This window comes from uncultured Planococcus sp. (assembly GCF_947501725.1).
GTDB lineage: Bacteria > Bacillota > Bacilli > Bacillales_A > Planococcaceae > Planococcus > Planococcus donghaensis_C.
The window spans coordinates 217022-230772 of the sequence record NZ_CANMXD010000002.1 but is presented as its reverse complement, the minus strand read 5'-3'; the positions used below and the strand labels follow the sequence as shown (position 1 = coordinate 230772).

15 protein-coding genes are annotated in these 13751 nt (G+C 44.4%); 5 read left to right on the top strand and 10 right to left on the bottom strand.

Annotated features, from left to right (window positions below; genetic code table 11):
* Positions 1-336 precede the first annotated feature (336 nt).
* Positions 337-1158, top strand: a complete 822-nt coding sequence (locus tag Q0785_RS03405) for a type II CAAX endopeptidase family protein (RefSeq protein WP_298825470.1) — start codon at positions 337-339, stop codon at positions 1156-1158.
* 144 nt (positions 1159-1302) lie between these two features.
* On the opposite strand, the gene Q0785_RS03400 is transcribed toward Q0785_RS03405, so the two are convergent.
* The 5 genes from Q0785_RS03400 to Q0785_RS03385 all read right to left on the bottom strand — a co-directional run bounded on the left by Q0785_RS03400 (position 1303) and on the right by Q0785_RS03385 (position 3661).
* Entirely contained in the window at positions 1303-1629 is a 327-nt protein-coding gene (locus Q0785_RS03400) for a hypothetical protein (RefSeq protein ID WP_366522825.1), read from the bottom strand.
* Positions 1527-1748 carry a type II toxin-antitoxin system PemK/MazF family toxin gene (locus tag Q0785_RS20360; RefSeq protein ID WP_366522824.1) on the bottom strand — a complete coding sequence of 74 codons (222 nt, stop codon included), beginning with the start codon at positions 1746-1748 and terminating at the stop codon, positions 1527-1529. The genes Q0785_RS03400 and Q0785_RS20360 overlap by 103 nt, the downstream gene beginning before the upstream one ends.
* Positions 1749-1759: 11 nt before the next feature.
* Entirely contained in the window at positions 1760-2017 is a 258-nt protein-coding gene (locus Q0785_RS03395) for an AbrB/MazE/SpoVT family DNA-binding domain-containing protein (protein WP_298825464.1), read from the bottom strand.
* A gap of 125 nt (positions 2018-2142) precedes the next feature.
* Positions 2143-2811, bottom strand: a complete 669-nt coding sequence (locus tag Q0785_RS03390) for a DUF1643 domain-containing protein (RefSeq protein WP_298825461.1) — start codon at positions 2809-2811, stop codon at positions 2143-2145.
* A 340-nt stretch (positions 2812-3151) separates the two neighbouring features.
* Complete coding sequence (locus tag Q0785_RS03385) at positions 3152-3661, bottom strand: YfiT family bacillithiol transferase (RefSeq protein WP_298825458.1); 510 nt, start codon at positions 3659-3661, stop codon at positions 3152-3154.
* Positions 3662-3885: 224 nt separating this feature from the next.
* Between Q0785_RS03385 and Q0785_RS03380 the strand changes: the two genes are divergently transcribed.
* Positions 3886-4275, top strand: a complete 390-nt coding sequence (locus Q0785_RS03380) for a VOC family protein (protein ID WP_298825456.1) — start codon at positions 3886-3888, stop codon at positions 4273-4275.
* A 231-nt stretch (positions 4276-4506) separates the two neighbouring features.
* Here the strand turns inward: Q0785_RS03380 and Q0785_RS03375 are convergent, their stop codons facing one another.
* From Q0785_RS03375 to Q0785_RS03365, 3 genes are all read right to left on the bottom strand, one after another.
* Positions 4507-5736: a DUF1572 domain-containing protein gene (locus tag Q0785_RS03375; RefSeq protein WP_298825453.1), complete on the bottom strand. Its 1230-nt coding sequence runs from the start codon at positions 5734-5736 to the stop codon at positions 4507-4509.
* Positions 5737-6006: 270 nt separating this feature from the next.
* Positions 6007-6801 (bottom strand): hypothetical protein, encoded by a 795-nt coding sequence (locus Q0785_RS03370; protein ID WP_298825450.1) that lies wholly within the window; start codon positions 6799-6801, stop codon positions 6007-6009.
* A gap of 459 nt (positions 6802-7260) precedes the next feature.
* A complete protein-coding gene (locus Q0785_RS03365; RefSeq protein ID WP_298825447.1) occupies positions 7261-7575 on the bottom strand; it encodes a hypothetical protein in 315 nt (104 codons plus the stop codon).
* A gap of 294 nt (positions 7576-7869) precedes the next feature.
* On the opposite strand from Q0785_RS03365, the gene Q0785_RS03360 reads away from it, so the two are divergent.
* From Q0785_RS03360 to Q0785_RS03350, 3 genes are read left to right on the top strand one after another with little or no spacing between them, the layout of a single operon-like run.
* Positions 7870-8877, top strand: coding sequence for a thiamine pyrophosphate-dependent dehydrogenase E1 component subunit alpha (locus Q0785_RS03360; RefSeq protein WP_298826128.1), 1008 nt, complete (start codon positions 7870-7872; stop codon positions 8875-8877).
* A 23-nt stretch (positions 8878-8900) separates the two neighbouring features.
* Entirely contained in the window at positions 8901-9923 is a 1023-nt protein-coding gene (locus Q0785_RS03355) for an alpha-ketoacid dehydrogenase subunit beta (RefSeq protein ID WP_298825444.1), read from the top strand.
* Positions 9924-9942: 19 nt separating this feature from the next.
* Complete coding sequence (locus Q0785_RS03350; protein ID WP_298825441.1) at positions 9943-10392, top strand: biotin/lipoyl-containing protein; 450 nt, start codon at positions 9943-9945, stop codon at positions 10390-10392.
* 148 nt (positions 10393-10540) lie between these two features.
* On the opposite strand, the gene Q0785_RS03345 is transcribed toward Q0785_RS03350, so the two are convergent.
* Positions 10541-11209, bottom strand: a complete 669-nt coding sequence (locus Q0785_RS03345) for a type 1 glutamine amidotransferase domain-containing protein (RefSeq protein ID WP_298825439.1) — start codon at positions 11207-11209, stop codon at positions 10541-10543.
* Positions 11210-11299: 90 nt separating this feature from the next.
* A complete protein-coding gene (locus Q0785_RS03340; protein ID WP_298825437.1) occupies positions 11300-13570 on the bottom strand; it encodes an ATP-binding cassette domain-containing protein in 2271 nt (756 codons plus the stop codon).
* Positions 13571-13751 lie beyond the last annotated feature (181 nt).

Here is a 13751-nt window from a genome sequence, read left to right as displayed (position 1 = left end):
ACAAAATAATTCCTATACAATCTTTCTACATTATCTCTTCCCTAATTAGTTAAATTGTAAAACTGTTCTCTGCAGAAGAAACGAAAATCTGCCTGCACATTGGAGAGTAGGCTGTTGCCTGCTCAAAAAATCTAGATTTTTTACCTAGACTTGATTTCTTCATTTATTAATAGATCTCCAAACATTTTTAAAAATTAAAAGTCATGCTATCATAAAAGCAAAATATTATCCGCATCTTAAATTAACGTTATTTTTTATCATATTTCCTCTAAATAAACTTATATGTCTTTAACGATGTTTCTGTGCTTTAATCTGAAACGAAAGGCGGCGTTGAGGATGTTCGAGGAAAAGAGAACGCGTTTTGTACATGGCTGGATGGCGGCCGCGATCATCGTGGCGGTTTTCATCCTGCTGCAGGCCACTCAAAATGTACTCATCACCAGTGTGATGATGCAATTGATTTTCTATACCGTCCTGCCGGTATGGCTTCTGAGCTACCAGTTCAAAAAACGTGATGTAAAACTGCGTCAAGTCGTATTCTTCCGCGGCACCGCACGCTGGCTATTGCCGTTATCCGGGCTCACCGTGCTGGTGCTCATGTTTTCCATGAGCATCTATTGGCTGCTATTGCGGGCGCTCATGCCCATCGCCCCAGCTGTAGTCGATTTTGCGCTCACGCCGCAGCCATTCCCCGACGCGCTATGGTACATGGTGGCGACCAGTTTCATTTTAGCGATCATCGCGCCGATTGCAGAAGAGTTCGTGTTCCGCGGGTTGCTGCTGAACCGGCTGATCGCAACATTCGGCTTCTGGAATGGCCTCGGCTTGTCGAGTCTGATTTTCGGCATTTTCCACGTCAACTTTTTCGGTGCCTTCCTGTTCGCAGTGGTGGCATCGCTCCTGTACCTGAAGACCGGAAATTTGCTTGTACCGATTCTGTTGCACATCGCCAATAACCTGATCGCTGTTTACCAAAGTTTCGTCAATCCATCTTTTCCACAATGGCTGATGGTATCGAGCATCAATGACTTGTACACGAAAAGCGTACCGAATCTCGTCATGCTGATTGCCAGTCTGGCATTGCTGCTGTTCATCATTGCGCGGATGGCTCGGGGGTTGGAGAATAAGGTGAAAGAAACGCGTGTTTTCTGGAATTGAATTCTAAGGGAATGCTGATGGGAACATTCCCTGCATTAAAATGATAATCAAGGAGCTGTTCCAAAAGGACAATTTCCCACTCCATCCCTGTATGCCGCAGAATTTACTTAGAATTTTTACACTGGGAAGCGATTTTAAAGCCATCTACCCAGCGCTGTCTCGCTTGCTTGGCAGAACTGAAACTGCAGAAAATAAAAAGAAGCAACCGCCCACTTTCCTCCTCGGAAAGTAGGTGATTACTCTTAAGTAATTGAATTCAAAAGTTTTTTCTATGAGCAACTTAACATAATACACGCATTCATCGAGAAAATCTTCTGTCACAGGAGTATCTTCATACTCTAAATCCCGTTCCGTATAATCCACGCTCTTCATCTGATGAGGAAGGGCAAAACCGGACACTTTAAGACCGGATGGCACTTCGACTTCCATAGGGTGGTCCGTAGATTTAGAAGTGATTGGACAGACGAAAATGAACGTTGATTTTTATTGTACTCAGTGTTGCTTAATACAATAGCTGGTCTTCGTTTTTGTATTTCCATGCCTGTGCTTGGGTCAAAGTTCAAGTAGACCAAATCTCCTTGTGCCGGCATATAAGTATCCATTATAACTCTTCTCCAACTGTACCTTTAATCAGCTCTTCACCCTGGTTATCACTTGTCAGACCTTCAATAATTTCATTGAGTGATTTACGTTTTTTCAAAGGCTTAATCATGATTGTCCCATTATCCAATACGGAAATCTCTACTTTTGTATCGACTTCTATTATCGTTTTATCGATGATGGACGCATTAAATCGAATCCCCAGATTATTGCCCCATTTTTTTACTATGGCTTGCTGGTGAACAACGACTTTTGCCATGATTTCCACCTTCCTTCATGCTATCATTTTATCACGCCCAATAAGTTTAAAAAATGTTTATACACCTTTCATCCTTACATTCAAGCGTGTTTCTAACTTATATATCCCTTTCTTAGAAATCCTTTCTAAACCACTTCTGCCGTTCTTTTTAGCTGTGCTTCCATATCATCCAGCCACTTGATACATTTGTTCTGCAGCCAAGGAAATGGATGATAGTACAGTGGGTGTGTTTTATAGGCGAGACCCTTGATGTCTGCCACCTCCCATAAAAGGATATGCGCATTTTCCGCAGCCGGAATAATCGGCGCTTTAGTGCCCCATCCCGCGATAACCGTATCTGCCTGTTCCACGCAACCCAAAAGTTCAACGTACCGATCCATTGAAAAGATCGTATGCCGGTTATCTCCATATTGTTTCATGAACCTTTGCCCTTCTTTATACTCTTCAAATTTCCTCGTCCTTAGGTCAGTAAGGTTGATGACCTGGACTGAATTCCAGTTCATCCGCTCCATGAGGCGCATCAATTGGTACAGCGTATTATCGGGAGTGGCGGGTGTGAGCGGCAGATCTGCAACTTCACCCGAGAGCAAAGGAATCGAATCTTCTCCAGCCAATGGAAGACATTTCCCTGGATTCAAGAGCACGAATAACGCATCGACTCCTTCACTTTCTGCGCCTATTCGGCTGATGGAAACAAGACTTCGGCAAATCTGATTTTCCCCATGCGTCTGCAGTTTATAGAAAGCTGCCTCTGTGTAAAAAAGGTTTTCCAATTCCTTGCCTGATTGAAACATACTTTTCCTCCTTCAAATTTTTACTGTCTTTATTGAAGAGGCATCCGTTGAATGAGCGGCAAAACAACCCGCCATTCCATTTTTATGTAATTTTATCTTAACAAAATAGAACGTATGTTTGCAACAGGCAATTCAATTGTTCGAGAAATAAATTTCCAGAATTCCTCACATGCTTCTGTGTCATAAAAACTTAAGGTTGTTTATTGTAATAAATAAAAATGCATGAAGAATCCGTTCCATTTCTGGATATGTCGGTTTCTTCATGCATTTACTTTGAATAGATGAAATTTTTTCTGAAGCAAAGACTCTTTTTAACTTTCGTTTAACACACTGGCACTATTCAGTTCCCCAAAGCAATCTTGATATGTTCCAAATGATGTTCTTCGTGCCAGCACAGTTTCGCCAGTTTGGTCGCAACGCTGATTTCACCATTCGTTTCGTGGGTGAAAACGCGGTCCAATTGCTCTTCAGTCACATGCTGGCCAAGTGCGACGATCCGCTCATTCAGCCCTTCAAGCACTCGGATTGAACTTTCCACCGGCAGCTCGTTGTCCGGAAGTGCCACCCATTTTTCCTGGTCAAAAGCAGGAACTGTTGGATTGTCAGTCGTCAAAGCCAGCTTCAGGCGCTGATACATGTTCAATTGTGAATCCGCAGTATGATGCACAAGCTGACGAACCGTCCAGCTGCCTTCTCTGTACTTCTTGCCCAATTGTTCTTCATCCAATGAATCGACAGCTTCTCTTAACCGTGTGCTGTATGTTTCGATTTTTCCAAGCCATTCCTGGATATGTTCAGTTTTCACGTTATCAGGAACCTGTAATTGTCCAATAGGAAATTTTACATCCATTTTCACAACCTCTTTTCCTTATCCGTATTTGTGTACCATTGTATTAACGCTCAATATACCAATGGGACCGGATTTTGTAAACTGGAAGGCTGTAGCGTAAACTTCGGCAGGACTTAATTTCATTTCGTCAGCAGTTGATCTTACAGTTTGAAGAAATTACCTTACGGGAAATGTAGGGAATATAACGAGCTTCAATAAACCAAATTTGCGAGGGAGTGGTCCAGTTGATCAACAAGCTTGGGCAAGTGATGGTCTATGTGGAAGATCAGGACAAAGCAGTGAAGTTCTGGACGGAAAAAGCGGGGTTTACTGTGGTCGCCGATGAAGGCTCGAAAGAACAAGGCTTGAGGTGGATCGAAATCGCCCCTACCGAAGACGCGGAGACGACAATCGTGCTGCATGACAAAGAAGTGGTTTCAAAACTGTCGCCCGAATTGGAACTCGGCACGCCTTCTCTCATGTTCTATACCGACGGCGTGGAAGAGCTGTACGCTGATTTCAAGAAAAGAGGCGTCATGACCGGCGAACTGGTGAACATGGGAACCGGCAGAAGCTTCAACTTTGCGGATGACGAAGGAAATTATTTTGCGGTGATGGAGAGGGTTAATAAATGAGACAGACAGTAAAATCCGTAAAGTAAAGAAGTACTTTTACTTTACGGATTTTCTTTGTCATATGGGCGAGTATGGACAACCTGGTTATTCCTTTAAAATCCTATCATCATTTTCGTATCCACTTTCAGAAAATCTATATCTTCTCTTAGTGCTCGTATATTATACTTCTAAATTCATGGCATATATTGTGTCTTGCAAAGCAAGCGGTTTTTCTAGTACAAGTTCCCCACCTTACTTCGGAACATACGCATATAGCTTACCTTCATCAGCCATCTCAACTAATATCTCTGAAGGAACTTCCTGAGCAGTTGTTTTTTGCTGATCGATTCTCGCCGGGACAAGTTCTTTTAAGCTCTCCAAATCACGGTATTTCAAAGCTTTTATGCCTAAGTTGATCTTTACTGTGTAATTTTCTTCGATACTTCTGACTTTATCTTCAATGTTATTGATTATTGAATTGTTCTCAACAATCAAATCAGCCAAGGTTTGGGATTTCACATTTACTTCTCCGTAATTCCTTATGGTGCTGAGATATGGCTCGTAACACTCTTCAATGAACTTCACATTTAATCGAACCAGTTCTTGTTTCTTCTCAAACTGTTCAACGAGGTTTTCATACTCTTTTTTCACCGGGGCTCCACCCCATTTGCGAATGTTTTCATATTCCTTTAAGCCTTCAATACGCGCGCCGATCGCTTTTAGATCTTTCATTAGAACTTTTAAATCTTGGAGAGTGTCTGCGTAAAATCCTTCTATTTTATGGTCTTCCACTCCGCCAAGGGTAATCCCGTTTCTTCGGAAACGTTCTATTACTTCTTTAAAATAGCCAAATCTCGATTCGATTTTTCCGGTAAAATCATTATCCCTGTTTTGAACGAGAACATCTAATTTTCTTTCAATACTTTTTAGGGAACTTTGGATTTCAACCAATTGTTGTTGGCCGACAACAGCAGCTAGCAGTCCATAACTTGCATGTACCACTAATCCTGGATTGATCTTTTTCACCAATACCCCCTGCTTATAAATTCCTTTCACACCTTGTTTATTTACCGCAGGAAGATAACCTTTGCCATTTGCCTTTTCAATCAGCGTCATGCTTTTATCCTTCAATCCTTTTACAACTTCAGGGCTGAATTCCACCTTGTACGTTTTATAATCTTCAATAATCATCGATCCAGCTGCAAGGGTTTGTTGGATATCCATCTTCAAAACTGCCGGAATTTCAATTTTTTTGTATTTGGTTTTTATGGTTTCTTCGTTTTGAACTTCCGTAATTTGAGGCATGAACTGTTCATTTGCGTCTTCTTCCACATCCGCTTCAACGTTTGTAATGACCGCTCTACTTTCTGGGGTTGGGATTTGTTCGACATCTGAACTTATCATATTTTTCCTGCGAAGATAAATAAAAATAACCCCTAACAAAATCACCAAAACGGCTGCTATTAGAAAGATATTTTCCACAGTTTATCCCTCATTTCTTTTAAGCTTTTTGAATCCGGTTATTCAATCCTGATGTTAGACATCAAGTTTTTTAAAGAGCTTTCCAGTTTCCTGAAAAGCTCTTTTTTATTAGCTATTTACTTTTAGCATTCCTTACATGTTCTTTATGTGCGGTTCTATGGCAATTACTTATCAATATCGCTAAGTTTACCAGATTTCAGAGAAACGTGGTTGTATGTCCTAACCTAATTTTTCTCCTGCTCAATTTTCATTAAGCTTAGAAAGTACGAGCTACTTCCGATCGCGATACCTGTACACAGATTCATAGGACTGGACTCGTCGATCCGTTTCAAAAGAAGAGCGGCTCCAGATGCTTGCTTCATCAAAAGATTCCTCTGTCTCTACCAACTTCAATTCCCCCGCTTCCAGCGTCATGATATCCGACTCGATTACCTTTAGTTCTTGTTGTTCGGAATCCAGCGCTCGAATACGCAATTGAACTTCTTTTTGTGTATCTAAATTGTTTTTGAGGAAAAATGAGTTTTGGTACGGTTGGGAATGGCAGTTTGATGTATTCGTCCGGAAGCATTTTCTTTCGGAACTCATAAACAGCACGGTGATTTCCTCGGGGGCTTGTTGCTGTTCAGATATAGCCAGCGCATTTTCAACTTTATGGATGTACGAGGCTTTCTCCGCTAATGGATACACCCACATGATGAAAAATAGAATAGTGGTACAGAACACCGCTGTGAAAACCCATACTACCTTAGGGTTATGGAATGATTTGGGTGCACCTTTAAACATGCGGCTGACAATCAGATTGATGATGACTATCACCAGCAGAAATGCTGCACAAACAATAAGTGCAACTATGCTTTCAGATCCATTCTGAAAAAAAGAAAGCTTGTATGTATCGGAAAAATAGTAGTTTGCGATAACACTGATAAAGATTACTGCAATGAGTGCCGACAGAGAGATTTTCCAATGTACTTTATTCTTTTTGCCCCTTTTCAAACTCATGCTGGTCCAGAAAAACCAGGCGCACGGAAGAATAAAGAGGAAGATGACAAGTGAAACGGTGCCCATTAAATCATGCCTTTCGTGAAAAATAAGTGAGAAACGAACCTTTAAAAGTTAGTGAATAAGGTGAGGTCTTTAAAGAACTGCTTTAATTATACGGAAGCCATGCTTAAAAAGATTCAACTATTTAACAGGAAGCTGTAAGAAGGATTTTTCTGCAAGTAAATTTCTCCATGTTCTTATAGCTCTATATAAAAAAACCGTATCCCGAAAACTTTACAGTTCCAGGATACGGCTTTCTTTACTTGCAATTTTACTGAGTAATATAGAAGTCGTGTTGAAACAAGAAAGTGATTTAACGATGTTGTTTGTTCTTTTTGGATGAAAAAGTGTAAGCGCCTAAAAAGATAACCAACAATGCTGGAATGACTGCAGTCATGAAATTACCTCCTGGTTTCATTAGACTTGTTGATTCTAATACGTAGTTGAAATTAAAAAGTTTCATCAGCTCATCAAGAGCACCCATTATGAATGGCTCTCTTCTTTACTGTAAAATTCGTAAGCCAAATAGCCGATCAACATCCCGATTCCTGATCCTAATACAATGGCGTTGCCCAATGAAATACTGAAAATGATACCCACAACTACACCGAGTGCACTTCCGAAAATCATGCCAAGCGGAATCAAACTGTCTAACAGCGTTTGGGCTTCTGTTGTTTCTTTCTTTCCGAGTGTGCCCCGCTCTTGTTTGGCTTTAAGCCGGGTAATGACAAATATAGCAATCGCCCCTACGATGGCAATTGGCAAGACTATGAGTATGATGTCCATCAACGACTCCATTTGAAGAACTCCCTTCCCAAGCTTATGAACTCAAGCGTAACAAAAGAGAGGAAAATATCAACTCTCTTCCTCTACGAGTTGATTCAAAGAAGCCTGTGCCACTCTAAACCCATAATGTAAACTGAAGCATTTTGCGACCAGTGGCATGATTTTTAGATTACCACTTAAATAATCTGAATATTGACATAAATTAAGAAAAAGGTGTTATTATGAAGATGTTTATATACATTCAAAAATGTTGCCCGCCATTGGATGCACGTCTTTATCTAGTTGAAAGGAGGAAAAGCAGTGACTATGTTTGAAGAAAAGCAACCCGCAGTATCTATGGAGAAGATGGAATGGATGTACGAACAGATGGTGAAGATCCGTTACTACGAAGACCAGATGGCGGAAGCGTACATGGAAGGCAAAACGCCGGTATTCAATATCGGAGCCGGGACTGTGCCGGGTGAAATGCACTTGGCCACCGGGCAGGAACCAGCCGCAGTGGGTATCTGTGTGCACCTGACAAAAGACGATACGGTGACGGCTCCCCACCGCCCCCATCACCATGCTATTGCCAAAGGCGTCGATTTGAAGAAAATGACCGCTGAGATTTTTGGGAAGGAAACGGGGCTTGGCAAAGGAAAAGGCGGACATATGCACTTGTTCGACCCGGAAGTGAAATTTTCTTGCGGAGGCATTGTCGGTGCCGGCATCCCCCATGCAGTCGGCGCAGCGATGACCAGCAAAATGAAGGGAAAAGACTGGGTAGCTGTCGCTTTCATCGGAGAAGGCGCAGCGAACGCTGGGGCTTTCCACGAATCGCTGAATCTGGCAGCAGTTTGGAATTTGCCGCTCATTGTCGTCGTGGAAGACAATTCGTACGGCATTTCCGTGGCGAAAAAAGCGTCCACGTCCGTCGAGTCGAATGATTTACGGGCGTCTGCTTATGGCATTGCAGGTGCCTACGTAAAAGACAACGACCCGATCGCCATGTATAAAGCAGCTGAGGAAGCAGTGGCCAGAGCGCGCAACGGCCAAGGACCGACCATCATTGAAATCGAAACCTACCGCTACCTGGGCCATTTCCAGGGAGATCCAGAACTGTACCGGGATCAAACGGAAGTGCCGGGGCTTCGCCAACTGGATCCGATCAACAAACTGAGAAAGATGTTGGCCGAATCCGAGAACATCAGCGAAGACGATTTGGAAACCATGGAAAAGCGCGCCAAACAAGAAGTGGATGAAGCCTACCAGTTTGCAAGAGACAGCAGCTACCCTGATCCGGAATCTGCATTGAAAGATGTCTTCCATTCATAAAACAGGAAAGGAGCCGATCTATTGTGGAAACAGCGAAAAAACGGATATTGAACGGCAATAAAGCGATGGCTGAAGCCATTTCACAGGAAATGGAACGCGATCCGAATGTCTTTGTGTTGGGTGAGGATATCGGAAAATATGGAGGCATCTTTGGTTCGACGCAAGGATTGATCGAGAAATTCGGACCAGAGCGGGTACTGGATACCCCAATTTCCGAAACCGCTTTTATCGGTGCTGCCATTGGTGCTGCCGCTGAAGGCATGCGGCCGATCGCGGAATTGATGTTCGTCGACTTTTTTGGCGTCTGCATGGACCAGATCTATAACCATATGGCGAAAATCCCTTATATGTCGGGCGGCAACGTCAAACTGCCGATGGTGCTGATGACCTCGGTCGGCGGCGGCTACCGGGATGCTGCCCAGCATTCGCAGACACTTTATGCGACCTTTGCCCATATGCCGGGCATGAAAGTGGTCGCCCCCTCCAATCCGTATGACTTGAAAGGGATGATGGTGTCAGCGATCCGCGATGACAATCCGGTCGTCTTCATGTTCCATAAATCACTCCAAGGTCTCGGCTGGATGGAGCAGTTGGATGTCGCCGTTGATAATGTGCCGGAAGAATCCTATACCGTTCCGTTGAATAAAGCAAAAGTCGTCCGGGAAGGCAAAGACGTGACGATCGTTGGCATCCAAATGATGACCCACTACGCGGTCGAAGCAGCGGAGCGCCTTGCCAAAGACGGCATTGAAGCGGAAGTCATCGATTTGCGGTCACTGGCACCGATCGATAAAGACACCATCATTGAGTCCGTGAAGAAAACCCATCGCCTTCTCGTGGTCGATGAAGATTACCTGTCCTACGGCATGACGGCGGAAGTCTCAGCGATTGTCGCAGAAGAAGCATTTTTTGAGATGGAAGCACCGATCAGCCGGTTGGCGATTCCGGATGTGCCGATTCCATACAGCGGCGTGTTGGAAGACTTCGTCATTCCGGGACCGAATAAAATCTACGAGCAAGTGAAAAAGATGATGGATGAAGCTTAACGCCCCTGGAGGTGGTGAAATGATTGAAATCCGATTGCCGCAATTGGATGAAGATGTAGAGGAAAGTTTGATGGTTCTCTGGTTTGTGTCAGTTGGCGATTTCGTGGAAAAAGGACAGCCATTGGTAGAAGTCCAGACGGAAAAAGCCGTTTCCGAAATAACCGCCGAAAGCAGCGGAACCATACAAGAAATTGCTGTCAAAAGAGGCGATTCCGCAAAAGTTGGAGATGTACTGGCAACCATCGATCCTGATGGGACTCCCGGAACAGGAGCAGCCCAGGATGAACCCCCGAAGGAAGCGAAAACCGAAACAAACTCTGATAGCCAGCCATCCAGTAGTTTCGTACGGGTATCACCGAGGCTTAGGCGGCTTGCAAAAGATCTGGGAGTCAATCTGGATACGGTTAAAGGAACAGGGAAAAATGGCAGCATCACAGAAGAAGATATCCGGGATGAAGCGGGGCTTTGAGCTTGTAGAAGCACTGTCCGAAAATATGCTATAAAAAAATGCCGAACTTCGCGATGTTTCTTCGCGGAGTTCGGCATTTGGCATTCATAAAAATCTATCGGCTTTAGGATTGCTGTGTATTATGATGGGGTTCCATCACTCCGTTTGCCTAGTTGTTTCTTTTATCCAAAGCTTTCACCAATTCTTCGGCCAATGCTTCAGAAGAGAACGGGTCACGCCCGGTCACTAATTGGTCATTGCCCCAAACCACTTTTTGCTCAGCGGAATAATTGGCCACTTTGCTCATTTCACCTTCCAAGCTGAATGGCAGAATTGCCGGAAGCCCTTCAGGTTCAACCGCTTCCGGATATCCGGTTACGTCTAAGCCGGAAATGATGCTTTTGCCATCCGGACGTGTTGTCCAAAGCAATGGAGCGGGTCCGTGGCATACGGCTGAAACAATGTTTCCATTGTCGTAAATGGCATTGATGATTTTATGCAAGGTTTCATCTTTAGCCAGGTCATACATTGCTCCGTGGCCACCCACGATAAACACCGCGTCATACTCTTCCGGAGTGACTTCCGAAAGCTTTTTGGTGTTGTCCGCTAATCCGGATTCATACATTTTTTTGTATTTGCCTTCTGGATCATAATCTTCGCTGATGCTGGCCTGATCAAGAGTAGGTTTTCCACCTTTTGGTGAAGCCAGGTCCATTTGATGTCCCGCATTCTCCACTATCTCCATCGGCGCAAACAATTCTTCGGCCCACCAGCCGGTTTCGTAATTATTTTCTGTATCTTTATGTCCACTTGATAACACTGCTAATACTTTAGCCATTTTAAGTTTCCTCCTTTAAATCATCCTGAACACTAAGTTTTCCCGAATATTTTCCCGCTTAAACAAACTGACAACGCCTGTGAATTAAGATTACTCCTCCACACCTTTTCTCAGCCACTTCGCCGTCAAGGTGTCCGACTGGAGCATCTTTTCCGGAGTCCCTTCAAACAACACTTCGCCGCCTTTTTTGCCTCCGCCTGGACCCATTTCGATGACCCAGTCGCTCGCCGCGATAAAGTTTAAATTGTGTTCAACGAGGATGACCGAATTCCCTTTGTTTACGAGGCTTTGGAAAACGTCCAATAGATGATCATTGTCTTTTGTGTGCAGGCCCAATGAAGGTTCATCCAACAAATAGATTTGCCCTTCTTTTTTCAGGTGGCTGGCAAGTTTGAGGCGCTGCACTTCTCCACCGCTCAACGAACTGGTCGTCTGTCCGAGTGTCAGGTACCCCAATCCGACATCCTTTAAGGTATCTACTTTTTTGACGATTTTCGGCATTTTCAAATACCGATTGGTTTCGTCGATCGACAGTTCCAATATCTCCACAATATTTTTTCCTAAGTGTCGATACGACAGCGCTTCATCCGAATACCGCGTGCCTCTGCAGGCTTCACACGTGACGGTCACGGGATCCGCAAAAGCTACGTCCGGCGTGGTGACGCCTTTGCCCTCGCAGACCGGACAGGCTCCTGTCGAATTAAAGCTGAACAAGCCCACCGGCTGTCCCGTTTCTTTGGCCAGAATCGACCGGATGTCGTCCATGATTCCCATGTAAGTCGCAAGTGTCGAACGGCTGGAAGTGCCTATGCTGCCTTGGCTGACCGCGATGGTTTCGGGATAGTTCTCCATAAATGCGCCGAACAGCAACGAACTCTTGCCGGATCCTGAAACGCCGCATACCGACACGAGGACGTTTTTCGGAATGTCGACACTGACATTTTTCAAGTTATTGGCCGAAGCATTTTTGATCGAAAAACTGTTTTCTGCCTGCCGCGGGGTTTTATTCACGCTCACTTTATGATCCAAGTCCGTGATGGCTGAAGCTTTCTTTAACCCTGCCTGTGCGCCTTGATACACCACTTCGCCTCCGTTCACGCCCGCTCCCGGACCCATTTCGATGATTTCATCTGCCGTTTTGATGACCGCTAAATTGTGTTCGATGACGACGACGGTATTGTAATTGTCTCTCAAATTTTTCAACATATGCGTCAGCATGTCGATTTCTTCCGGATGCAGCCCTGCGCTGGGTTCATCGAAAATATACGTGATGTTGTTTAAACTGCTTCCTAAATGGCGGGCAATTTTCACGCGCTGTGCTTCTCCGCCGGAAAGTGTGCCCATTTTTCGTTTCAAGCTCAAATAACCCAAGCCCAAGTCCACCAGTTGTTTGACGTTAGGCAATACTTGCTGGGCAATTGATTTTCCGACCGGGTCTTGGATTTTCTTCAGTTCCTCCAGCAAATCCGTCAGTTCCAAATGGTCATAATGGGCGATATTCAACCCGTTGATTTTGCATTCCAGCACTTTTGGATTCAATCCTGAACCTTCGCACGTTGGACACGCTGTGTGCGTGGTCATTGCCAAGACATCTTCCTGAGACGTTATTTTCAATTTCGTGAGGTCCCGGTTAATGTACAGGCGAATAAACCGGGGAAGGATGCCGTCCCATTCGATGTCTCTATTGCCTACTTTGTAATAATAAGTGCTGAATGCCCGCTCGCCTTCCGGCGGTCCGTAGACTAAAAGATTGTATTTTTCTTCCGAGAAATCTTTGATGGGGAGATCAGGATCGAACAACCCGCCATCCACCATCCATCTGCCTTGCCAGCCAGGCGGCGCCAACGGCTTGAATCTCACTGCGGAATCCCTGAGCGACTTCGTGTGATCGATGAGTTTGGTGATATCCGGCGCAACGATTTCTCCGTATCCGCTGCATTCCGGACATTTTCCAAAAGAACTGTCACTGGAAAACTCCGTTGCTGAACCAATCGATGGGCTGCCGATCCGTGAAAACAGCAGCCGAATCAACGGATCAATGTCCATGTACGTGCCAACCGTTGAACGCACATTGCCTCTTACCGGTTTCTGTTCCACGACAACGACCGGGCTCAAATGCTGCATCAAATCGGCATGCGGCCTTTCGTACCTCGGCATCTGGTGTCTGACATACAACGGGTAGTTCAAAGTCATTTGCCTTCTGCTCTCGGTTGCCAAAGTATCAAAGACGACGGAACTTTTCCCTGAACCCGACAGACCGGTAAAGACATTGATTTTCTCTTTCGGGATATTTAAATCAATGTTTTTTAAGTTATTTTCTTGTAGCCCTCTTAAAATGATTTCGTCTCTTTTTTCTGTCACACTAACATTCTCCTTTTTCAATCAAATCCAGGAATTACCCTACTACTAAAAGCTTTCCCTATTTTGGATGGGTTCACACAACTGTCTCTCTGGTTATGAGGAAGGCGAATATAAAAAACACACCCGCAACAAGAAGGTTGCGGGTGTGAGACTATAAAAGAAAAAACTCAGATAGTGGCTC